Source organism: Streptomyces sp. NBC_01525, from assembly GCF_045040405.1.
Classification (GTDB): Bacteria; Actinomycetota; Actinomycetes; order Streptomycetales; family Streptomycetaceae; genus Streptomyces; species Streptomyces benahoarensis.
The window spans coordinates 6037685-6060358 of record NZ_CP109397.1 but is presented as its reverse complement, the minus strand read 5'-3'; the positions used below and the strand labels follow the sequence as shown (position 1 = coordinate 6060358).

Below are 22674 nucleotides of genomic sequence, written 5' to 3'. Positions count from 1 at the left end.
CGGGAAGAAAGAACGCACTTTCACTCATCAATCGCGCAGATGAGAAGCCGAGTAGTTCAACCCACCGTTCACGAAGGGTGTGCCATGAGCGAGACGTCCTACATGGAGCAGGAGCTGCACAGTCAGCCGGAGACCTGGGCCGAGGCCGCCGGGATCGGCGCCGCGGATGGCCCGCTGCCGGAGCCGGGGCAGCGGGTGGCCGTCATCGGCTGCGGAACTTCCTGGTTCATGGCGCAGTCGTACGCGGCGCTCCGCGAGAGCTCCGGAGCCGGGGTGACCGACCCCTTCGCCGCCTCGGAGGCTTTCCTCTGTGACGCACGCGACTACGACGCGGTGGTGGCGATCACCCGCTCCGGCACCACGACTGAGGTACTGCGCGTCCTGGAAGCCATCAGGGGCCGCATCCCGACGGTGACGATCCTGGGCGACCCCGACACCCCGGCGACGGAACTCTCGGACAAGACCGTCATCCTGCCCTTCGCCGACGAACGCTCCGTGGTCCAGACCCGCTTCGCCACCACCGCCCTGACACTGCTCCGCGCGCACCTGGGCGAGGACCTGACCGAGACGATCCACGACGCACGGGGCGCGCTCACCACCCCGGTCGTGCAGGAGTGGGTGGAAGCCGAGCAGTTCACTTTCCTGGGCACGGGATGGACCTACGGCCTGGCCAACGAGGCGGCCCTCAAGATGCGGGAGGCGTCCCAGAGTTGGACGGAGTCCTACCCGGCGATGGAGTACCGCCACGGCCCGATCTCGATAGCCGCCCCGAACCGGGTGACCTGGCTCTTCGGTGCCGCCCCGGCGGGCCTGGAGGCAGAGGTGGCCCGCACCGGCGCTCACTTCGTCCGCCACGACCGCGACCCGCTCGCGGACCTGGTGCTGGTACAGCGAGTGGCCCTGGAACGAGCCCGCGCCCGGGGCCTCGACCCCGACAGCCCGCGCAGTCTGACCCGGTCCGTGATGCTCACCGTTCCGGCGGCCCGGTAGGCAGCGACCCGACCCGCACACAAGGGAGTCAGCACCCCATGCCTCTCGTTTCCACCTCCTCACTCATCGACGCCGCGCGGGTGAACGGCGTCGGCGCCGCGGCCTTCAACGTCATCCACTTGGAGACCGCCGAGGCGCTGGTCACCGCCGCTGAGCGAGCCGAAGCGCCCCTCATCCTGCAGATCAGCGAGAACTGCATTCGATATCACGGCGGTCTGCGCCCGATCACACTGGCCACCCTCGCGCTCGCGGAGGATTCGTCCGCCGCCATCGCCGTACATCTGGATCACCTGACCGATCCGGAGCTGGTCCATCAGGGCGCGGCGGTCGGTGTGCGTTCCTTCATGGTGGACGCCTCGGCGCTCCCCTACGAACAGAACGTCGCCACCACCGCCTCCCTCACCGCCTGGTGCCATGAGCGTGATGCCTTCGTCGAGGCGGAACTCGGCGAAGTCGGCGGAAAGGACGGTGTGCACGCGCCCGGCGCGCGGACCGATCCGGACGAGGCGCTGGCGTTCGTCGACGCGACGGGCGTCGACGCGCTGGCGGTCGCCGTCGGCTCCTCTCATGCGATGCGGGAACGGACGACGGTGCTGGACAAGGAGTTGATCTCCCGCCTGCGCGAAACGCTCCCGGTGCCGCTGGTGCTGCACGGGTCGTCCGGAGTGCCGGACGCCGAGTTGCAACGCGCCATCGCCGCCGGAATGACGAAGATCAACATCTCCACGCATCTGGTGTCGGTGTTCACCCGGTCCATACGGGAGACGCTGGGAGCCGACGCCGAGCTCATCGACTCGCGTAAGTACGTGAAACCGGCAAGGGAGCGGGTGGCCAGGGAAGCCGCCAGGTTGCTGGGGATGGTGAACACCGCGCCCGACCTGCCCGGGCAGTACGCGGCGCAGGCGCCGGCGGCGCGGGGGTGAGCGGCGGGAACGTTGCCATGGCGCGGCTAGGCTCGCCGCATGAAGCGCCATGAACGGATGAACGCACTGCTTGAGCTGCTCGGCGAACGGGGCCGGGTGGACGTCGAGGAGGCGGCGACCGCGCTGGAGGTCTCCGCTGCCACGATGCGGCGCGACATGGACGCACTCGCCGAGCAGCAGCTGCTGACCCGCACCCGGGGCGGGGCGGTGCTCAGCTCGGTGGCGTACGACCTGCCGATCCGCTACAAGCACGCGCATCGATCCGAGGAGAAGGAGGCAGTGGCACAGGCTGCGGCGCGGTTGGTCGAGCGTGGCGATGTGGTCGGCCTGAGCGGAGGCACCACCACGACGGCCATCGCCAGGGCACTGGCCGTCCGTCCGGACTTCGCCGAAGCCGGGCCGCAACCCCATCTGACGATCGTCACCAACTCCCTCAACATCGCCAACGAGCTGGCGGTACGCCCCCAGATCAAGATCGTGCTGACCGGCGGCGTGGCGCACTCCCGCTCCTTCGAGCTGGTGGGCCCGTTCAGCGAGTTGGTGCTCCAGCAGATCTCGGTGGACCTCGCGTTCATCGGCGCCAACGGAATGGACCCGGTGATGGGAGCGACGGTTCACGACGAGGCCGAGGCCCGGATCAACCACTTGATGGCCGAGCGGGCACGGCGAGCAGTCGTCGTCGCTGACTCGTCGAAGATCGGCGCGCGCTGCTTCGCCCGGATCGGCGGCGCGGAGGTGTTCGACACCTTCATCACGGACGGTGGTGCGCCCGAGCAGGCGGTCCGGGAGTTCACCGATCGTGGGCTGAAGGTGGTGACGGCGGGGACTGTTGACGCTGGGTGAGCAACGGGGCCGTTGGCGGTCGGGGGCCCGGGCCCCCGGGGTGGGCTTGTGCGGAGCGGGGGGAGGGCGTGGCCAGAAGAAGGCGTCCCGTGGCTGGTGCTGATACCTGTCGCTGCGTATGGAGAATGGAGAATGAGCCTACGAAGCCAGCTGGGTCCGTTGGTGGGAGAAGCGTCGGGGGCCTGATCCGGGGGAGAGTGTAGTGATGCGGAAGTTGCTGGTCACAGCGTTGGCCGCTGTGCTGTGCGGGGGGACGCTGAGCCTGACGGCTGCGTCGGAGGCGGCGGCTGCCGGGCCACCTGTCCAGTGTGTGAAGGTGCGGAAGTTCTATACGAAGGGCCATCAGCGTTACGTGCGGCTGACGAATCTGTGCAGTCGGCGTCCGGCGTGTTACGTCATCGTGGTCCCGCACCATGCCGATCCGCGCGGACGGCTCAGTAAGGGCGCGACGAAGAATGTGCGCTACGCCCAGGCGAGTTCGGAGCGTGCGCTGTACGTGAAGAACGCGCGCTGTTGAGCCGGAGAGGGCCCGCCTGTGGCGGACAGAGCCGGTAGCGCTGAGCGGTAGAGAGCTGCAGGTCAGCCGGATGGTAGGCAGACGGGCGGCAGGAACCGGCGCTGGAGGTCGGGGCCTGGGGAGTTGTGGCCCCGGGGGTTGCTGTTGCCTGGTAGGCGCATGCGCTGGGGACGCCCCCAGCGGCCGAGCCCCGTCCCGGATGGCGTCTCGTCCCGGATCTGAGTGGGTCCGGGCGGCTCCGGGCGGCTCCGGGTCCGAGTGGGAATGAGCGCTTCGGCCACCGCTGGCGCAGCCTCGTCGCCCGCAGGCGGTGGGCGCGGTCAACAACGGCGTCATCGGCTCCAACCAGTGGCGCCCACCCCATACCTTCGGTTCCCGCGTATCCCACATACGCGCGTCATCTCCCACATACGCACGTCCGGTCCGGTGGCGCTGGATGCGGCGTCTCCGACTCCCGCGCGCCCGGCGCCGCGCTGCCGCTGGCGTGTTCGTCCCGCGCTCGGGCCGGAGAGGACGAGCTCAGCCACCTCCGCCGCAGGTGGGCGCCGTCTCGCAGGTAGTGGCACCCGGCGCTGCTCGGCAATCAGCGAGCACCGGGCGGTCGCCGGGGCACAGAGGAACGCGTCCGGGCACCTCGCCCCGGGTACGGCCCACGCTCCGCCTGCGGCCCGTACTCCCCCACCGCGCCCCGAGCTGCTGCCCGCCGGACCGGTCCCGCCGCAAGCCCCGCGCGTCGCCCGACCACCCGCCCGGCCACCCCGACGGTGACCCACACCCCATCTCCCCGCTCCAGCTCACCCCGCACCGCCCCACGTGACTCACGACATGCTTTTTACGAGTAAAACACCTGTTAATCTTCGCGTATGGGTAAGCACACGAAGGCGGCCGGGAGGCGTGGGGGCGGGGCGCTGTGGAGTGGGGTGCGGCCGTTGCCGGTGGGGAGTGCTGTGCGGTTGCGGCGGCCGGTGGACATCTGGCACAAGCCAGCGCTGAGCGCGGTGGCGGCACTGGCGATCCCGGACTTCATGCTCTACGCGTTCGGGCGCATGGACCTGGTGCTTTACACCTCGGCGGGAGCGATGTGCGCCCTCTACGGGCACGGGCTCCCGTATGCGGCGCGGGCCCGGACCTTGCCGTGGGTGGTGCTCGGCATGGCGGCGAGCCTGGGGGTGGCGCTGACGGCGGCGTCGCTGGTGTCGTCAGCCGTGGTGCTGGTGGCGTTGGCCTCGGTGCTTGCCGCGGTGCACAAGGTGGTCTGTGATGCGACGCGGATCGGGCCGCCGGGCAATCTCATCTTCACGTTCATCGCGGCGTCGGCGTTCTTCGTGCCGCAGCGGATCGCGGACGTACCGCTGCATCTGGTGCTGGCGCTGGCGGCCGGAGCGGTGGCGTGGCTGGTGGGGATGGCGCCCGCGCTGGTGCGGCCGCGGGGGCCCGAGCGGATAGCCACCGCTCGGGCGCTGGAGGCCGCGGCGGCGCAGTTGCGCGCCGAGGTGACGGCCCTGGGCACGGCGCCCGGGGAGGCCGAGGGCGTGGTGGCGCGTGCCCGGCATGCGACGGCGACCGCGGTGAACGCCGCCTGGCACACGGTTTTTCTGGTTCCCGCGCGTACGCCCGCGAAGGCCGAGTCACGGGCCGGACTGGAGCGGCTGCTCGTCCGGGCCGAGGCCGTGCTGGGCGGGGCAGTGGACGGGGAGAACGGTGGGGGTGCAGGTGAGCGCATCGGCGGGCCCGCACCCCACTCGTCCCGTACAGTCGTACCGGCGCCTCCCCCCGCCACCGCCGCGCTCGCCGAAGCGGAAGCAGAAGCAGAAGCATTCGATCAATGGGCGCATGACGTCCGCGGCAATGGGCCACTCCCCGTTGTGGCCCTCACCCCGTCGCAGCGGGCGGAGCTGATCGGCGTCGAGCTGGACCACCAGCACGTCGACCAACACATCGACCGGCACATCGACCGGCACATCGATGCCGACCGGTCTCAGAACAGCGAGGCGCAGGCCGGCCGGCCCGAGGGCCGTGGGCAGGCCGAGGAGGCTCCCGTCGGCGGCATCGGCGAAGGGATCCCCGGGCCCCGAGGTGACGCGACCCGCGGATCCGGGCCCCCCGGGTACGCACCGCGCCCCCCGGCCCCCGGGCGGGCGCGCGGATGGCGGACCGTAGGAGCCGCGTTCCGGCCCGGTTCGCCGCTGTTGCCGGTCGGAGTCCGGACCGCCGTGGGGTGCGCGCTGGCCGGGTGGGTCTCGATGGGGCTCGGGGTCGGGCATCCGTACTGGGCCGTCGTCACGGCGGCGTCGGTGTTCCAGGCGAACACGACGTTGTCCGGGCAGCGGGCGTTGCAGCGTTCGGTGGGGAACCTGCTGGGGCTGGTGCTGTTCACCGCGCTGCTGCCGTTGATCCACACCGGTCATCTGGCGATGATCGCGCTCGCGCTGGTCTTCCAGTTCGGTGCGGAGGCGTGGATCACGCGGAACTACTGGCTCGGGTCGGTGTGCGTCACGCCCATGGCGTTGCTGCTGACGGAGTTCGGCAACCCGTTGCCGGCCCGGGTGCTCGTCGCCGACCGGTGGATCGACACGGTGGTGGGTGCCGTGCTGGGCCTGGTCTGCTGCGTACTGGTCACCAATCGGCGGGCCGGTGACCGTATCGGGGCGGCGCTGGAGCGGACCACCGCGGCGCAGGTCGCGGCCGGGCAGTTGCTCGCGGCGGACGCCGTCCTTGGCGCGGCGGACGCGCGGGAGACCGGCTGGGCGCGCGACCGGCTGGCCGGGGCGCTGGCCGAGCTGCGCGAGGCCGTCGATGTGGCCTCGGGCGAGTGGTGGCAGCGGGCGCTGCCGGAGGAGCGGGTGGCCCAGGCGGAACAGCACGGTCACCGCACCCTGGCACTGCTGGCACGGCGCCTGGCCGGGTCCGCGCCGTCCGCCCGGCCCGTGCCGGAAGCGGTGGCCGCGGCAGGCACAATTGACGGCGTACGACGGTGAGCTGAGCCGGGCCCGCGCCGTACGAGGCCGAGAGGAGAGCCGGGTGGCCGAGGACATCGTCGCGGGAGTGCTGCGTCAGTGGCAGCAGGTGCACCCGGGTCTTGACACCGGTCCGATGGCGTTGATCGGGCGGCTCAACCGCTGTTCGGCGCTGTTGCAGCAGGCCGCCGACGCGCCGCTGCGGCGGGCCGGGCTGTCCCGCCCGGAGTTCGACGTCCTGGGCACGCTGCGCCGGATGGACCGGGAGCTGACGCCGGGCCGGGTGGCACGGGAGACGTTCGCGTCGGGCGCCGCGGTCACCAAGCGGCTGCGGCAGCTGGAGGCGCGCGGGCTGATCAGCCGCCGCGCGGACGACCGCGACCGCCGGGTCGCCCATCTCTCCCTCACGGACGAGGGCCGCGACCTCATCGACCGGATCCTGCCCGAACAGCTGGCGTACGAGGCGACGTTGCTCGACGGGATCGGTGAGCGCCGCCGCGAGGAACTTTCCGAGGGGCTGGGCGAACTCCTCGTCGTCCTGGAAGGCCGTCTGGGCAGTCTGCTGGACTGACGGCGAGGCCCGCCAACTCACGGCGGGGCCCCACTTCGGCCGCCCGTTCGTCACCACGACGTGCGGGTCCCTGACGAAGCGCACCGGGACGCATGCCCCGGTGCGGGCCCGCTCCGGCCCCTAACCCCGCGTGCAGCTCCACACCCATGTCGAGCCTTCCCGGTGCCAGCCGCAGTGGACGGTCGGCGTCGGGCTGGGCGGGACAGTGGTCGGCGTGGTCGTAGGGGTCGGCGTCGGGGTTTCCGTCGGCGTCGGCGTAGGGGTCGGAGTCGGTGTGGGCGTCGGTGACGGCGATGTCGTCGGAGTCGGCGTCGGCGTTGGGCTCGGAGTCTCCGTCGGATCGGGCGTCGTAGGCGCGGTCGACGGATCCGAGGGCCGGGGTGACGGCGGTGCGGTGGTGGCGGACGGAGACGGGAACGCCGACGGCACCGACGGAGTGCCCGCGGCGGGTGGCGCCGGAGGGGCGGCCGGGGACGGCGCATCCGGGCTGCCGTGGGGAGCGGCGGGCGTGGCCGGTGCAGCGCGCGACCGCGGCGCCGGGGCCATGGTGTGCGACCGGGGTTTCGGCGGCGGGGCATCCTCGCCGATGAGGACGTATCCGGCGGCCATCGCCGCCCCGGCGACGGCGACGACCGTGACTCCGGCGGCCGTTGCGGTGGCCGGGCCGGAGCGGATGCGCAGCAGTCGGCGCAGTGCGCCCAGGACGCTGCCGGGGGCCGGGGTGGCGCCGGAGGAGGCCGCGGCGGCCGCTCCCGCCCCGGCTCCGGCGCCGAGCAGGGGGAGCAGGAACTTCGCCGATCCCCCGGCCAGGAACACCAGCAGCGCGGGGCCGGTGAGCGCGGGCAGGCGGTGGTTGGCGCGGGTGAGCAGGGCGAGCCGGTCGCGGCAGTCGGCGCAGTCCGGGAGGTGGTCGGCGATGCCGTCGGCCTGCCGGGCGGTGGCCTCGCCGCGCAGATAGGCGGGCATCCGCTCCCAGTGGGTGCCGCACGCGGCCGCATCCGGGCTGCCGGGCAGGCCGCGCAGGAACGCCTGACGCATGCCTTCCCGGGCACGGTGGAGGAGGACGGCGGTGGCGCCCTTGCCCGCGCCGATGGCCTTGCCGACGGCCTCCAGCGGCTGGCCTTCGGCCTCGGCGAGCCAGAGGGCCTTCACCCAGCGGTGCGGGAGTTGGTCGAGGACGCGGGCGAGCTGGTCGACGTAGGCGACGCGCTGCGCCGGGTCCTCCGGTGGGGTGGCGCCGACGACGGTGGCGACCTCGGGCCAGGTCTGGCCGTCCTCGGGGTCGCGGGGGACCTCGCGGGCCGCGTCCGATCCGGCGCTGGAGGCGAGGTGGCGGATGGTGGTCCGCAGATACGCCGGGACGTTGTCGATGTGGTGGCCGCCGTGGATGCGGCGCCACACCCGGAAGTGCGCCTCGGCGACGACGTCCTCGGCGAGCCAGGTGTTCGCGATCAGCGACCGGGCGTAGCCGACCAGGCGCGGATGCTCCTGGGCGTACAGCTCGGTGTAGACGTCGACGGCGGAGGCGCCGGGCTCCTCGGGGCCGCCGGCCTGTGCGGGGACCGACACGGTGGGGGTGAGCCGGTCCGCGGGCCACGCGGAGTCCGCGGGGGCTTCAGACATGGGGGGCAACCTTCGGTGTTCGCCCCGGGACGGGACGGCGGTGGCCGCGCGTCCCGGGAAGGTTCGGTCCGGGAGCAGGCCCGGGAATTCGTCCTCCTAGGAGCGTTGATTCTCCCATCTGTCGGGCCATGACCGGCACGTGGCATTGGTGAAAGGGGTCACGGTGCGCTCCCGTACGCCCCGCGTGATGCGCGGGCGCCCCGCCCCGTAAACGACAGGTACGGGCAGGTGGGGACAGACAATGACAGGTGGTGCTAATCCTCCTGAAACACCCTCAGCGTGCGCGGCGGGCGCCGGGCAGCCCGAAGCCCCCTTACGGGCCCTGACGCCTCGTCAGTTCGACTCCGGCCGCAGGCGGTCACCCGAGCCCGTCACTCCCTCACTCCCTCGCTCACCGCTCCCCCGCCGAAGAGTTGCCCCAGATGGAGATCGAGCAGACGGAGGGCCTGCTCCGGGGTGTGGACCTCCAGAAGGAGATAGGCGGAGAGGCCGTCGACGAGGCTGATGAGGAGCATCGCCTCGTCGTCCGTGGCGCGGGCGGGCGGAAGTTCGCCGCGGTCCGCGGCGCGGCGGAGTTGTCCGGTGAAGAAGTCGCGGAGGTGAGGGATGCCGTTCCTGGCCTCGGCGCGCAGGTCCGCGTCGTGTACGGCGCGGACGAAGTAGGCGGCGCCGACGAGGGCGCCGGTGCGGCTGCGGTCGTCCAGCGGCAACATGCCGACCAGGCAGGTCCGCAGCACGAGGCGGGGGGTCGGCACCTCGTCCAGGGCCTCGATGCGGTCGCGGATACGGCGGTCGGCCAGTGCGTTGATGTGGCGCAGGGCGAAGACGAGCATGTCGTCCTTGCTGCGGAAGTAGTGCTGTAGCCGCCCGAGGGAGACACCGGCTTCGGCGGCGACGTCGCGCAGTCCGGCGCCGTCCAGGCCCCGGGTGCTCGCGATCCGCCAGAGCGCCTCCGCGATCTCCCGTCGCCGGGCCTCGTGATCGACCTTCTTGGGCACGCCCCGGCCTCCCGTCGTCGGGCCGTTCCGGCACGGCCCGTTTTTACAAGTCACTCGTACGGTATAACGTGCTCACGTCCAATACAGTTGACTTGCAAACGGGGAATCGCCATGCCCGGATCCGGAACCGCACCTCCTCCCGCCGCTGCGCTGCGGCCGCCGCGGCATCGCGTCGATCCGCGGGCGCGCCGCTGGTGGACGGCGCGGGCGCTGCTGACGGTGAGCGGCCCGGCGCTGCTGACCGCGGTGGCGCTCGCGGTCTGCGCCCTGCTCTTCTTTCCGGGGGCGCTGCCGTGGCTGGGCCCGCTCCTGCTGGTCACGCTCGTCGTCCCGGCGCTCGCCCATCTCGCGCTGATGCCGCAGGTGCGGTACGCGGTGCACGCCTGGGAGTTGGGCGAGCGGGCGGTGTACGCGTCCGACGGCTGGTACCGGCAGCGGCGGCGGATCGCGCCACTGTCGCGGGTGCAGACGGTCGACACGGTGCGGGGCCCGCTGGAGCGCCGGTTCGGGCTGGCGACGGTCACCGTCACCACCGCCTCGACGGCGGGCGACATCACGATCCGCGGGCTGTCCGACGCGGGGGCGGACGAGCTGTCCCGGCGGATCGGCGCGGCGGCGCAGCTGGTTCCGGGGGACGCGGCATGACCCCCACGACTCCCCCGCTGCCCCAGGACGGCGGCTGGCGCCGCACCCATCCGCGCACCCTCCTGGTCCACGCCACCTGGCCGCTCCCGCCGCTGGCCTCCCTCACGGCGGCCGCCGTGGCCACCGGTGGGCGGATCCCGCCGGGCACCTGGATCACGCTGGCCACGCTCACCGTGTCGTTCGCCGTGGTCACCGCGGTCGGCGCGGTGCGCTGGGCCCGTACGGAGTTCCGGGTCACCGGCGCCGCGCTGGAGGTGCGGACGGGGGTGCTGACCCGGCGGCTGCGCACCGTGCCGCTGGACCGGATCCGTACCGTCGATCTCACCGCGACGCCGCTCCACCGGGTGCTGCGGCTGACCGCGCTGCGGGCCGGGACCGCGGGCGACGGGAGCGGTGTGCTGGCACTGGACGCGCTGCCGGTCGCCGAGGCCGGGCGGCTGCGGGGTGCACTGCTCGCCCGCGCGGCGTCCGGTGCGGCGACGGACGATCCGGTGCTGGCGCGTTTCTCGCCGCGCTGGCTGCGGTACGCGCCGCTGACGTTCTGGGTGGTCGGCGGCGTGCTGATCGCGGCGGGGACGGTCCACCGCGTGCTGCACGGCATGGGCGTCGACTTCTGGGAACTGGGCTTCGTACGGCGGGCGTTCGCGGCGTTCGGCACCGTGTCGCCGTGGCTGACGGTTCCCGCGGCGCTGCTCGTGCTGCTGGCCGCCGGGGCGGTCGGCGCGGTGGCGCTGTACGCGGAGAACTGGTGGCACCACCGCCTGGAGTGGGCCGACGCCTCGACCCTGCGGGTGCGGCGCGGTCTGTTCACCACCCGTACGGTCACCGTCGACCGGGCCCGGCTGCGCGGGGTGCTGCTCCGGGAGCCGCTGCTGCTGCGGGCGGGCGGCGGGGCGGCGGTGCGGGCGGTGGCCGGTGGGCTCGGTGACCGCGACGAGAACCGTGCGCGCAGCGGGCTGCTGCCGCCCGCGCCGCGCGCGCTGGCGGTGCGGGTCGCCGGTGGGGCGCTGCGCGCGCCGTTCCCCGATCCGCCGCTCCCGGGGCGGGGCGTCCCGGCCACGCTGGTGCGCCATCCCCGGGCGGCGCTGCGCAGGCGGCGGCTGCGCGGACTGCTGTGGGTGACGCTGCCGGGCACGGCGCTGTCGGCGGGTTGCGGCGTGGCCTTCGCGCCGGTGCTGCTGCCGTGGGCAGGGGCGTACGCGGTGGTGTCGGCGGGCGTGGTGTGGTGGGCGGCGCGGGCGGCGTACCGGGCGCTCGGGCACGGGCTGTGCGGTGGTCATCTCGTGGTGCGTTCGGGGGTGTTCAGCCGGGACACACTGGCGTTGGAGCGGTCGGCGGTCGCGGCGTGGACGTTCTCCAGCACGCCGTTCGGCCGCCGGGCCGGCCTGGTGACGCTGACGGCCGCGTTCGCCGCGGGCGAGGGCCGCCACCGGATCCCGGACCTGGCCGCGGCACGGGCGCCGGGGTTCGCCGCGGCCACCGCGCCGGGCATCGTCGAGGAGTTCCTGGTGGGGGCGGACGGCGGCGGACGGCGCTGAGCGGGCGGCGCGAAGGCCGGGGTGGCCGGGGTGGCCGGGGTGGCCGGGGTGGCCGGGGTGGCCGGGGTGGCCGACCACGGCGGCTACCCGCTTCTCCCTCGCCGATGCGCACCATGACGCAGATCACACCCCCTGTGCGTGCACGACCAGGGCCCGTCGTTCGTCCTAAGGGGTGAGTGATGCTGTGAACCGACAGTTGTGAGGAGCCGCCGCGATGCCCGCCGCCATCGACCACGCCGTCCAGGTCCGCCTCCTCGCGACGACCCCCGGACCGCACACCGTCCCCGCCGTGCTCCGCTACCACCCCTCCGATCCGCTGGCGGTGCGGATGTCGTTCCCGCCGGAGATCTCGCTCGACGGGGCCGCGGTGGACTGGGCGTTCGCGCGCGAGCTGCTGGCCGAGGGGTTGCACGCTCCCGCGGGCCGGGGCGATGTACGGGTGCGTCCGGCCGGTCCGGAGCGCACTGTCATGGAGTTCCACGCCGACGAGGGCGTGGCGATGGTGCAGCTGCGGACGGCTGACGTGCGGCGCTTCCTCGCCCGGTCGTACGCGGCGGTCCCGGCCGGTCAGGAGCCGGCCCACCTCGATGTCGACCGCGGCCTCGCCGCCCTGTTCGGCGCGGCGTGACCGCCCGGCGCCCGCTCCCCACCGTGTCCCCGGCGGGCACCGCTCCGTGCCCGCCGGGGACGCAGCCTCAGTGCTGCGGGAAGCCGAACCCGTAGCCCTGCTGCCGCAGCGACGGCAGCAGGCGGTCCAGCGCCTCGACGGTGCGGGAGCGGTCGCCGCCGCCGTCGTGGAAGAGGACGGTCGGACCGTTCGTCAGCTCGCTTCGGACGGTCGCCTCGATCGTGGCGACGGAGCCGCCCTCGAAGTCCTTGCTGTCGATGTTCCAGCCCAGCGGCCGCATCCCGTGCCGGGCCGCGAGGGCGCGGCTGTACGGCGTGAACGCGCCGCCGGGCGCCCGGTAGTAGCGCACCGGCGCGCCCCCGGCCTTCTCGATCATCCGCTGTGCGGGGAGGATCTGGTCCGACTGGTAGCGCTCCGGCCGGTGGTCCATGCCGGTGTCGTGGCTGATCGTGTGGTCGCAGAGCCGGTGCCCGGCGGCGACCACCCGGCGTACGAGGTCGGGGTGGGCCGCGGCCTGCGGTCCGATCATGCAGAACACCGCCTTGACGTGGTGCCGTTCCAGCACCTCCAGGACCTTCGGGGTCCACACCGGGTCCGGGCCGTCGTCGATGGTGACGTTGAGGCTGCGGCCGGGGCGGTCCGAGGCGTGCACGATCGACGGGTCCACGGGGCGGACGGTCGGGCGGTGGGTGGCCGTGGCCTCGGGGGTGTCCGCCTCCGCGCTCGTGGGGCCGCCGGGCCATGCCAGGGCCAGCGCCCCGGCGGCGCCGAGCGCCACCACCGTCGCGGTGACCGTCTTGAGGATGCCGCGCCCGTTCCCGAAGCGCCCCGCCGTGTTCATGTCGTCCCTCACACCGTGTTGGAGTTCTGTCGTCTCGTACGGTCCGGGCGTTTTCCGACAACCGGCCGCACCCCCACAGATGCGAAGGAAACCGATCAGGATGCCTCTGTTACCGATCCATCATGAAAGTTCTCGATACTGAACCCATGCCACGTGTACTTCTGATCGAGGACGACGCCGCCGTACGCGACGGGGTGACCCTCGCCCTGCGGCGGCGCGGCCACGATGTCGCGGCGGCGGGCAGCGGCGAGGAAGGGCTCGGTCTGCTGCCCGGTTTCCGGCCGGACATCGTGCTGCTCGACCTCATGCTGCCGGGCAAGGACGGCTTCGAGGTCTGCCGCCTGATCCGCGCCGAGCGGCAACTGCCGATCATCATGCTCACCGCGCGCGGCGACGACCTCGACGTGGTCCTCGGCCTGGAGGCGGGCGCCGACGACTACATCGTCAAACCGGCCCGCGGCGAGGTACTGGAAGCACGCATACGCGCGGTGCTGCGCCGCACCGCGCCGCCCGCCGACGGTGCGGCCGCCGCCGAACCCGGCCCCGCGCCCGTCGAGTCGTACGGCACGCTCGCCATCGACCGCGCCGGGCTCGTCGTCGCCAAGGGCGGCCGGGACCTCGCGCTCGCGCCCTCCGAGATGAAGCTGCTGCTGTTCCTGTCGGCCACCCCAGGGCAGGTCTTCAGCCGCCAGCAGCTGCTGGAACACGTCTGGGAGCACAGCTACCACGGTGACGCCCGGCTGGTGGACGCCTGTGTGATGCGGCTGCGCACGAAGATAGAGGACACCCCGCGCAGCCCCCGCTTCGTCCAGACCGTGCGCGGTTTCGGCTACCGCTTCGGTCCCCTGTGAGGCGCCGCCGCCTGCTGCCCCCGGGGCTGCTGCGGGGCCTGCGGGCCCGGCTGGTCGTGGCGTTTTTGCTGGTCGCCGCGGTCAGCGCGCTGACCACCGCCGGGCTGACGTACCGCGAGGCCCGCAACGCCATCCTGCAGCGCTCCCAGGACATGGCCGTCAACGACCTGCGCACCCAGATCAATTCGCTCGCCCCCGAGCTGACCGTGCCGCCCACCCGCACCGATCTGGAGGCCCTCCGCCTCCAGCTGGAGCGCTCCGGCACCTCCCGCGACTGGGACATCCGCGTCCGCTACCGCGGCGTCCCGGGCGGCGACGACGCCCCGCCCAGCAGCCCGGCCCGTCTCCCCGCCGATCTGGAGAAGTCCGTCGAGCAGCGCCATGTCCCGGCGTTCCAGCGGGTGGTGCGCAACGGCGATCCCTGGCTGCTGATCGGCATGCCGGTACGCCAGTCCGACGGCGCGCCGTCCGCCCTGTCCGTCTACGCCCAGCTCCCCTTGAACGCCGAGGAGGCCAACGTCGAGGCCCTGGTCAGCGCGGCGCAACGGGGCGCGCTGCCGGTGCTGGCGCTGTCGGTGCTGCCCGCGCTGCTCGCCGCCCGGGGTGTGCTGCGGCCGGTGCGGCGGCTGCGGCAGGCGGCCGGGCGGATCGCCGAGGGGAAGCTCGACACCCGGCTGGAGGTCAAGGGCACCGACGAACTCGCCGGGCTGTCCCGGTCGTTCAACGACATGGCGGAGGAGCTGGAGGCCAGCGTCGCGGAGCTGCGGCGCCTGGAGGCCAACGCCCACCGGTTCGCCGCGGACGTCTCGCACGAGCTGCGCACCCCGCTCGCCGCGATGACCGCGGTCACCGACGTACTGGACGAGGACGCCGCGACGCTCGACCCGGACACCGCGTCCGCGGTCCGGCTGATCAGTCAGGAAACCGGAAAGTTGACGCGCATGGTGGAGGACCTGATGGAGGTCTCCCGGTTCGACGCGGGCGCCGCCGCGCTCCACCTGGACGAGGTGGACGTCGCCGAGACCGTCCGCAAGACGCTCCAGGCCCGCGCCTGGCAGGACGAGGTCGGCGCGGAGCTGCCCGACGGCGTCCGCGCCCGCGTCGACCCGCGGCGGCTGGACGTCGTCGTCGCCAACCTCGTCGGCAACGCCCTGCACCACGGCGGCAGCCCGGTCCACGTCCGGCTGCGGGCCCCTGGACCCGGCGCGGACCGGCTGCTCCTGGAGGTCCGCGACAGCGGCCCCGGCATCGATCCGCAGGTACTGCCGCACGTCTTCGACCGTTTCTACAAGGCGGACTCGGCACGCGCCCGCTCCGAGGGCAGCGGCCTGGGCCTGGCCATCGCCCGGGAGAACGTCCTGTTGCACGGCGGCACCGTCCGCGCCGCCAACGCGCCCGGCGGAGGCGCAGTGTTCACCGTGGAGCTGCCGGTGCGGCCGCCGGGCGCGGCGGCGACGCGGACGGGCCCCGGGCCGGACGGTTCCGACGGCCCGGCATCGGACGGCCCGGCCGAACCGGCACCGGACCGTCCCACCGGACCCGCCCCGCTCACCCCCGGCAAGGAGGCCCCCGCATGACCTCCCCCCGCCCCCGCACCGCCCGGATCCTGGCCACCACCGCGCTGGCCTGCGCCGCCGTGACCGCGCCGGTCGGCTGCGGTATCGAGCCCAGCGATGTGATCGACGCGGGCGCCCCGGCGTCCGGGGTGAAGGCCCCGGGCCGCCCGGAGACCGGCGTCCAGCTGTTCTTCTACGGACCGGCCGGACTGCGCTCCGCGACCCGCCCGGCGAAGGCGCCGGCCGACCCGCAGTTCGCCCTCGATCTCCTGCTCGACGGCCCCGACCACGCCGAACGGCAGCGCGGGCTCTCCAGCGCGCTACCCAAGTTGTCCGGCCGGCTGCGGGCCCGCGCGAGCGACGGCCGGGTCGACATCGGGCTGCCCGTCCCGCCGCGGAAACTGGACACCGCCGCCCTGAGCCAGCTGGTGTGCACGGCGGCCAACGCCGAGGTGCCCGGCGGCCACCCGCCGGGCTCGGTACGGGTCACCCTGACCGGCTCCGGCTCCCGCGTCGGCCCGATGATCTGCGGCGGCGACACCGCGTTCCCGGTGGTCCAGCCGTCCGCGGTGCCGTCGTCACGCTGAGTCCGCCGCCACCCGCGCCGGGCGGGCTACCGTGGAGAAGCGCCCCGCGCGCAGCAGCCCCGCGCGCGGTGCGGCACGGTTCCGTCAGGGCCGAATCCCGCGAGAGGCATCCGATGACCGAGCGCAAACCCCCCGGCGTCGACTTCGAGTCCTGGATCGACAAGCAGATCCGCGAGGCGCAGGAGCGGGGTGACTTTGCCGGGCTGCCCGGCGTCGGCAAACCGCTGCCCGGTCTGGACAAGCCGTACGACGAACTGTGGTGGGTCAAGGACAAGATGGCCCGCGAGGACCTTTCCTGTCTGCCGCCGTCGCTGGCGCTGCGCAAGGAGGCCGAGGAGGCGGCGCAGGCCGCGGCCGCCGCGCCGAGCGAGGCGGCGCTGCGCCGCATCCTGACCGCCGTCAACGAGAAGATCCGTGCGGCCCTGCGCGTCCCGTTCGACGGGCCGCCGCTGGGCCTCACCCCGTTCGACATCGAGGAACGGGCCCACCAGTGGCGTCGGAATCACGCCCGCTGAGCCGCGGCGGCAGGCGGCCGGACGCGTCGTACCGTGCTCCGGCCGCCCCGTGCCGCGCCCCAGGCCCTGTCGTCACACCCCCGTCTGCCCCGCGACGTCCGGCACGCCCTCCCCCAAGCTCTCGGCTCCGCTCAAGCAGGGAGGTACCCCCTTGCCGCGTTGTCGGATCACCCCGATACACCCGGTATCGGGGCGACCCTCCGCCTTGCGAGGGCACGCACCGGACGCCGCGAGGCCGCCCTCCGGGCGACGACGGGAGTGTGACGGCAGGGCCTGGCACCCGCACGGATCAACGAGTTCAAGGTCACAGCGAGAGCCCCTGCTCCAGCTCATGGTCGTTCGCCTAGCCTGCTGCCATGACCGCCGAGTCCCCCGAACTCCCCCTGGCCGCCGCGTTCCCGGACGCCGACCGCGCGCAGTGGCAGCACCTTGTCGCGGGGGTGCTGCGCAAGTTGGGCGCCACCCCGACGGCGGACGCCCCCGAGGACGCGCTCGCCACCGACCTCCCCGACGGCATCCGCGTCCGTCCCCTCTACACCGCCGACGACGGGCACCCCGACGCGGGGCTCCCCGGCTTCCCGCCGTTCGTCCGGGGTGGCCGCCCCGAGGGCGCCACCGTCGCCGGATGGGACGTACGCCAGCGCCAGGCGTACACCGACCCGGACCGGGTCAACGAGGCGGCCCTCGCCGACCTGGAGAACGGCGTCACCTCGCTGTGGCTGGCCGTGGGCGAGGGCGGGATGCCCCTCGACGCGCTGCCGCGGGCCCTCGCGGGCGTCCATCTGGACCTCGCCGCCGTCGCACTCGACGCAGGCCCGGAGTTCGCCGCGGCCGCCGAGGCGCTGTTCGCGCTGGCCGCCGCCAGCGGCGTGGCCCCGGCCGCCCTGACCGGCACGCTCGGCGCCGACCCGCTGGCGCTCGTCGCCCGCGGCGGCGACGACACCGCGCTCGACGCTCACCTGGCGGCCGCCGCGTCGCTGGCCGCGCGGTGCGCCGCCGAGGCGCCGGGGCTGCGGGCCCTGACTGTCGATGCGCTGCCGTACCACGAGGCCGGCGGTTCGGCCGCCGAGGAGCTGGGGTGCTCGCTGGCCACCGGCGTCGCCCAGCTGCGGGCGCTGACCGCCGCGGGCCTGGACATCGACACCGCCTGCGGGCAGCTGGAGTTCCGCTACGCCGCCACCGCCGACCAGTTCCTGACCATCGCCACGCTGCGCGCCGCGCGCCGCCTGTGGGCGCGGGCCGCCGAGGTGTGCGGCGCCTCGCCCGAGGCGCGGGCGCAGCGGCAGCACGCGGTGACGTCGCCGGTGATGATGGCCCGCCGCGACCCGTGGGTGAACATGCTGCGCACCACCGTCGCCGGGCTGTCGGCCGGGGTCGGCGGCGCGGACGCGGTGACGGTGCTGCCGTTCGACGCGGCCCTCGGCCTGCCGGACGCGTTCGCCCGCCGTATCGCCCGCAACACCCAGGCGGTGCTGCTGGAGGAGTCGCATCTGTCGAAGGTGATCGACCCGGCCGGTGGCTCCTGGTACGTCGAGCGGCTGACGGACGAGCTGGCCCGCGCGGCCTGGGCGTGGTTCCAGGAGATCGAGGGCGCGGGCGGCCAGGCCGCCGCGCTCCGCTCCGGGCTGATCGCCGACCGGCTCGCGGCGACTTGGGAGCGCCGGTCCCGTGACCTGGCGACCCGCCGTGAACCGATCACCGGCGTCAGCGAGTTCCCGTATCTCGGGGAGGCCCCGGTGCGCCGCGAGGCCGCGCCGGTCCCGGCCGGGGGCGGGTTGCCGCGGGTGCGGCGGGACGATGCGTACGAGGCGCTGCGGGCCAGGTCGGACGCGCATCTGGCGGCCACCGGCGCCCGTCCGAAGGTGTTCCTGGCGGCGCTGGGTCCAGCCGCCGCGCACACCGCGCGGGTGACGTTCGCCGCCAACCTCTTCCAGGCGGGCGGCGTCGAGACGGTGCACGAGCCCGCGTCGGTGGACGCCGGGACGGTGGCCGCCGCCTTCGCCGCGAGCGGCGCCCGGATCGCGTGCCTGTGCGGCAGCGACGCGCTCTACGCGGAGCAGGCGGCCCAGATCGCGGCGGCGCTGAAGGCAGCTGGTGCGGTGCGGGTGTATCTGGCGGGTGCGCCCGGTGAGCGGCGCGAGGAGTTCGGGCAGGCCGGGGTGGACGCGTACGTCTTCACCGGCTGCGACGCGGCCGGGGCCCTCGCCTCGGCCCTGGATGTCATGGAGGTGGCGTGATGGGCGGGACACGGCGGACGGATGGCCCGGGCACCATCCCGGATTTCAGCGGCGTGCCGCTGGACGGCACGGCGGACGGCGCGGATCCCGCGCGGTGGGCCGAGGCCGTCGAGCAGGCCACCGGCGCGAGCGTCACGGACCTGACGTGGGAGACGCCCGAGGGCATCGGCGTGAAGCCGCTGTACACGGACGCCGACCTCGACGGCGTGGACTTCCTGGGGACGTACCCGGGCATCACGCCGTATCTGCGCGGCCCGTACCCGACGATGTACGTCAACCAGCCGTGGACGATCCGGCAGTACGCCGGGTTCTCCACCGCGGAGGAGTCCAACGCCTTCTACCGGCGCAATCTCGCGGCCGGGCAGAAGGGCCTGTCGGTCGCCTTCGACCTGCCGACGCACCGCGGCTACGACAGCGACCACCCGCGGGTGACCGGCGATGTCGGCATGGCGGGCGTCGCGATCGACTCCATCTACGACATGCGGCAGCTGTTCGAGGGCATTCCGCTCGACAGGATGACGGTGTCGATGACGATGAACGGCGCGGTGCTGCCCGTTCTCGCCCTCTACATCGTGGCCGCCGAGGAGCAGGGCGTAGCGCCCGAGAAGCTGGCCGGGACCATTCAGAACGACATCCTCAAGGAGTTCATGGTCCGCAACACCTATATCTATCCGCCGCAGCCGTCGATGCGGATCATCTCCGACATCTTCGCGTACACCTCGCAGAAGATGCCGCGGTACAACTCCATCTCGATCTCCGGGTACCACATCCAGGAGGCGGGTGCGACGGCCGATCTGGAGCTGGCGTACACCCTCGCCGACGGGGTGGAGTATCTGCGCGCGGGCATGGCGGCGGGCATGGACGTGGACGCCTTCGCGCCGCGGCTCTCCTTCTTCTGGGCGATCGGCATGAACTTCTTCATGGAGATCGCCAAGCTGCGGGCGGCGCGGCTGCTGTGGGCCAAGCTGGTGAAGCAGTTCGAGCCGAAGAACCCCAAGTCGCTGTCGCTGCGCACCCATTCGCAGACGTCGGGCTGGTCGCTGACGGCGCAGGACGTGTTCAACAACGTGACGCGTACGTGTGTGGAGGCGATGGCGGCGACGCAGGGCCACACCCAGTCCCTGCACACGAACGCGCTGGACGAGGCGCTGGCGCTGCCCACCGACTTCTCCGCGCGGATCGCCCGGAACACCCAGCTCTTCCTCCAGCAGGAGTCGGGCACCTGCCGGGTCATCGACCCGTGGGGCGGCAGCGCGTACGTCGAGAAGCTGACGCAGGATCTGGCGCGGCGGGCCTGGCAGCACATCGAGGAGGTGGAGGCGGCCGGCGGGATGGCGAAGGCCATCGACGCGGGCATCCCCAAGCTCCGGGTGGAGGAGGCGGCGGCCCGTACCCAGGCGCGGATCGACTCGGGCCGGCAGGCGCTGATCGGGGTGAACAAGTACCGGGTGGAGACCGACGAGGAGATCGAGGTCCTCAAGGTCGACAACTCCTCGGTCCGTGCCCAGCAGATCGAGAAGCTCAAGCGGCTGCGGGCCGAGCGGGACGAGGACGCCTGCCGGGCGGCGCTGCGGGCGCTGACCGAGGCGGCGCGGTCCGGTCCCGGCGAGGGGCTGGAGGGCAACCTCCTGGCGCTGGCGGTGGACGCGGCCCGCGCCATGGCAACCGTCGGGGAGATCTCCGACGCCCTGGAGGAGGTCTACGGCCGTCACTCCGGGCAGATCCGTACGATCTCCGGTGTGTACCGAGACGAAGCGGGCCCCTCCTCCGGTGTCGGCCGCACCCGGGATCTGGTGGCCGAGTTCGAGCGCGCCGAGGGCCGCCGGCCCCGCATCCTGGTGGCCAAGATGGGCCAGGACGGCCACGACCGCGGCCAGAAGGTGATCGCCACGGCCTTCGCCGACCTGGGCTTCGACGTCGATGTCGGCCCGCTGTTCCAGACCCCGGCCGAGGTGGCCCGCCAGGCCGTGGAGGCGGACGTCCACATCGTCGGGGTGTCCTCGCTGGCGGCCGGGCACCTGACGCTGGTGCCCGCGCTGCGCGAGGCGCTGGCCGCCGAGGGCCGGGAGGACATCACGGTCGTGGTGGGCGGGGTGATCCCCCCGCAGGACGTGCAGACGCTGCGGGACATGGGCGCTGCGGCGGTCTTCCCGCCGGGCACGGTCATCCCGGACGCCGCGTACGACCTGGTCCGGGACCTCGCGCGGGCCCTCGGCCACGAGCTGTGAGGCGCTGATGTCCGCGAGGATCGATGTCGAACGGTACGCGGAGGGGGTCCGGGCGGGTTCCCGGGCCTGGATCGCGCGGGCCGTGACGCTGGTGGAGTCCAGCCGCGCCGACCATCGCGCGGCGGCCCAGCGGCTGCTCGTCGCGCTGCTGCCGTACTCCGGGGCGGCGCGGCGGGTGGGGATCAGCGGGGTGCCCGGGGTCGGCAAGTCGACGTTCATCGACGCGCTCGGCTCGCGGCTGACGGGCGCCGGGCACCGGGTCGCGGTGCTCGCTGTCGATCCGTCGTCGAGCCGTACCGGCGGTTCCATCCTGGGCGACAAGACCCGGATGGCGCGGCTGGCGACCGACCCGGCAGCGTTCGTCCGGCCCTCCCCCACGTCCGGGACGCTGGGCGGGGTGGCGCGGGCGACCCGGGAGTCGATCATCGTGATGGAGGCGGCGGGGTACGACGTCGTCCTGGTGGAGACGGTGGGCGTCGGGCAGTCCGAGACGACCGTGGCCGACATGGTCGACACGTTCGTGCTGCTGACGCTGGCGCGGACCGGCGATCAGCTCCAGGGCATCAAGAAGGGTGTGCTGGAGCTGGCGGATCTGGTCTCCGTCAACAAGGCCGACGGTCCGCACGAGCGGGACGCCCGCGCGGCGGCCCGGGAACTGTCCGGTGCACTGCGGCTGTTGCAGCCGCCGGACGCGGCGTGGACGCCGCCGGTGCTCACCTGCAGCGCCCTGGAGGGCACGGGCCTCGATGAGCTGTGGGAGCGCGTGGAGCAGCACCGTGCGCTGCTGGAGTCGACCGGCGCGCTCGCCGAGCGGCGCCGTGCGCAGCAGGTGGAGTGGGTGTGGACGATGGTCCGCGATCAGCTCGTGGACCGGCTGCGCCACGATCCGGAGGTGCGGCGGATCGCCCCGGACGTCGAGCGGGAGGTCCGCTCAGGCATGCTCACCGCGACGCTGGCCGCCGAACGCCTCCTGACGGCCTTCGGGCTGCCTCCGGAGGATCGCTGAGGACAAGCTTGGGCGGCGGATGCCCGGGCGGCCGGTGACCGGCCCGCCCGGGCATCTTTGCGTCCGGGCCTCCGGGCCGTACCGGCCGCCGTACGAGGTCAGTTGCGGGGCGAGAGGGTGGCCCAGACGGTTTTGCCGGAGCGGTCGGGCAGGGTCCATCCCCAGGCGTCACTGAGCTGTTCGACGATGCGCAGGCCGCGGCCGGATTCGGCGAGCGGGTCGGGTGTGCCGATCACCGGGGTGCTCTCGCCGCCGTCGGAGACCGCGCACATGACGCCGTCGTCGCGCCGGGTCAGGGCGAGCCAGGCGGGGGTGACGACGGGACCCGCCACGCGGCCGCCTGCCGTGCCGTGGGCGTCACGGACGCCGTAGCGCAGGGCGTTGCTGACGAGTTCGGAGACGATGAGGGTGGCGTCGTCGGCGAGGGCGGCGCATATCTGCCAGCCGCGGAGCGTGGACAGGGTGAAGCGCCGGGCGTCGGCGACGGTGCGGGCGGAGGCGCTCAACGCGCAGGCGGCGAACGAGTCGCGGCCGGGCATCCACCAGCCGTCGTCGCGCGGTTCCTTGCGCGGTGTTGCGTACACGGTCTCTGCCGGATGTGTCGTCATCACGTCTCCGCG

20 protein-coding genes are annotated in these 22674 nt (G+C 73.6%); 16 read left to right on the top strand and 4 right to left on the bottom strand.

Translation table 11 applies throughout. The annotated features are described in order from the left end of the window. The first annotated feature begins 84 nt into the window (after positions 1-84). From OG422_RS26375 to OG422_RS26350, 6 genes are all read left to right on the top strand, one after another. Positions 85-990, top strand: coding sequence for an SIS domain-containing protein (locus OG422_RS26375; RefSeq protein WP_405746327.1), 906 nt, complete (start codon positions 85-87; stop codon positions 988-990). 38 nt (positions 991-1028) lie between these two features. After that, positions 1029-1913: a ketose-bisphosphate aldolase gene (locus OG422_RS26370; protein WP_405746324.1), complete on the top strand. Its 885-nt coding sequence runs from the start codon at positions 1029-1031 to the stop codon at positions 1911-1913. Positions 1914-1952: 39 nt separating this feature from the next. Beyond that, positions 1953-2756, top strand: a complete 804-nt coding sequence (locus OG422_RS26365) for a DeoR/GlpR family DNA-binding transcription regulator (protein ID WP_143943622.1) — start codon at positions 1953-1955, stop codon at positions 2754-2756. 205 nt (positions 2757-2961) lie between these two features. Next, positions 2962-3273, top strand: a complete 312-nt coding sequence (locus OG422_RS26360) for a hypothetical protein (protein ID WP_405746321.1) — start codon at positions 2962-2964, stop codon at positions 3271-3273. Positions 3274-4136: 863 nt separating this feature from the next. Beyond that, positions 4137-6251, top strand: a complete 2115-nt coding sequence (locus OG422_RS26355) for an FUSC family protein (RefSeq protein ID WP_405746318.1) — start codon at positions 4137-4139, stop codon at positions 6249-6251. A 43-nt stretch (positions 6252-6294) separates the two neighbouring features. Further along, a complete protein-coding gene (locus OG422_RS26350) occupies positions 6295-6801 on the top strand; it encodes a MarR family winged helix-turn-helix transcriptional regulator (RefSeq protein WP_143943512.1) in 507 nt (168 codons plus the stop codon). A gap of 120 nt (positions 6802-6921) precedes the next feature. Here OG422_RS26350 and OG422_RS26345 read toward each other — a convergent pair whose 3' ends face one another. Together OG422_RS26345 and OG422_RS26340 are read right to left on the bottom strand one after the other, a co-directional pair. Beyond that, entirely contained in the window at positions 6922-8424 is a 1503-nt protein-coding gene (locus OG422_RS26345) for a sigma factor (protein ID WP_405746315.1), read from the bottom strand. Between the two features lie 371 nt (positions 8425-8795). Next, complete coding sequence (locus tag OG422_RS26340) at positions 8796-9422, bottom strand: TetR/AcrR family transcriptional regulator (RefSeq protein ID WP_405746312.1); 627 nt, start codon at positions 9420-9422, stop codon at positions 8796-8798. Positions 9423-9533: 111 nt separating this feature from the next. On the opposite strand from OG422_RS26340, the gene OG422_RS26335 reads away from it, so the two are divergent. The 3 genes from OG422_RS26335 (at position 9534) to OG422_RS26325 (ending at position 12233) form a co-directional block, all read left to right on the top strand. Beyond that, positions 9534-10067, top strand: coding sequence for a PH domain-containing protein (locus OG422_RS26335; protein ID WP_405746309.1), 534 nt, complete (start codon positions 9534-9536; stop codon positions 10065-10067). Further along, positions 10064-11605 (top strand): PH domain-containing protein, encoded by a 1542-nt coding sequence (locus tag OG422_RS26330; protein WP_405746306.1) that lies wholly within the window; start codon positions 10064-10066, stop codon positions 11603-11605. Before OG422_RS26335 ends, OG422_RS26330 begins: the two co-directional genes overlap by 4 nt. Positions 11606-11819: 214 nt before the next feature. After that, a complete protein-coding gene (locus OG422_RS26325; protein WP_143944563.1) occupies positions 11820-12233 on the top strand; it encodes an SsgA family sporulation/cell division regulator in 414 nt (137 codons plus the stop codon). A 67-nt stretch (positions 12234-12300) separates the two neighbouring features. Here the strand turns inward: OG422_RS26325 and OG422_RS26320 are convergent, their stop codons facing one another. Next, the gene (locus tag OG422_RS26320; RefSeq protein ID WP_405746303.1) at positions 12301-13074 is read right to left on the bottom strand and encodes a polysaccharide deacetylase family protein; all 774 of its coding nucleotides are present in this window, start codon (positions 13072-13074) and stop codon (positions 12301-12303) included. A 146-nt stretch (positions 13075-13220) separates the two neighbouring features. Between OG422_RS26320 and OG422_RS26315 the strand changes: the two genes are divergently transcribed. The 7 genes from OG422_RS26315 (at position 13221) to meaB (ending at position 22054) form a co-directional block, all read left to right on the top strand. Beyond that, positions 13221-13925: a response regulator transcription factor gene (locus OG422_RS26315; RefSeq protein WP_143944565.1), complete on the top strand. Its 705-nt coding sequence runs from the start codon at positions 13221-13223 to the stop codon at positions 13923-13925. After that, positions 13922-15502: an ATP-binding protein gene (locus OG422_RS26310; protein WP_405746299.1), complete on the top strand. Its 1581-nt coding sequence runs from the start codon at positions 13922-13924 to the stop codon at positions 15500-15502. Before OG422_RS26315 ends, OG422_RS26310 begins: the two co-directional genes overlap by 4 nt. Then, positions 15499-16068: a hypothetical protein gene (locus OG422_RS26305; protein WP_405746296.1), complete on the top strand. Its 570-nt coding sequence runs from the start codon at positions 15499-15501 to the stop codon at positions 16066-16068. The genes OG422_RS26310 and OG422_RS26305 overlap by 4 nt, the downstream gene beginning before the upstream one ends. Before the next feature lie 113 nt (positions 16069-16181). Beyond that, positions 16182-16583 (top strand): DUF1992 domain-containing protein, encoded by a 402-nt coding sequence (locus OG422_RS26300; RefSeq protein ID WP_405746293.1) that lies wholly within the window; start codon positions 16182-16184, stop codon positions 16581-16583. 356 nt (positions 16584-16939) lie between these two features. Continuing rightward, entirely contained in the window at positions 16940-18820 is a 1881-nt protein-coding gene (locus tag OG422_RS26295) for a methylmalonyl-CoA mutase family protein (RefSeq protein WP_405746290.1), read from the top strand. Continuing rightward, complete coding sequence (gene scpA, locus OG422_RS26290; protein ID WP_405746287.1) at positions 18820-21048, top strand: methylmalonyl-CoA mutase; 2229 nt, start codon at positions 18820-18822, stop codon at positions 21046-21048. The genes OG422_RS26295 and scpA overlap by 1 nt, the downstream gene beginning before the upstream one ends. 7 nt (positions 21049-21055) lie before the next feature. Then, positions 21056-22054 (top strand): methylmalonyl Co-A mutase-associated GTPase MeaB, encoded by a 999-nt coding sequence (meaB, locus tag OG422_RS26285; RefSeq protein ID WP_143945267.1) that lies wholly within the window; start codon positions 21056-21058, stop codon positions 22052-22054. A gap of 98 nt (positions 22055-22152) precedes the next feature. On the opposite strand, the gene OG422_RS26280 is transcribed toward meaB, so the two are convergent. After that, positions 22153-22662: an ATP-binding protein gene (locus OG422_RS26280; protein ID WP_405746283.1), complete on the bottom strand. Its 510-nt coding sequence runs from the start codon at positions 22660-22662 to the stop codon at positions 22153-22155. Positions 22663-22674 lie beyond the last annotated feature (12 nt).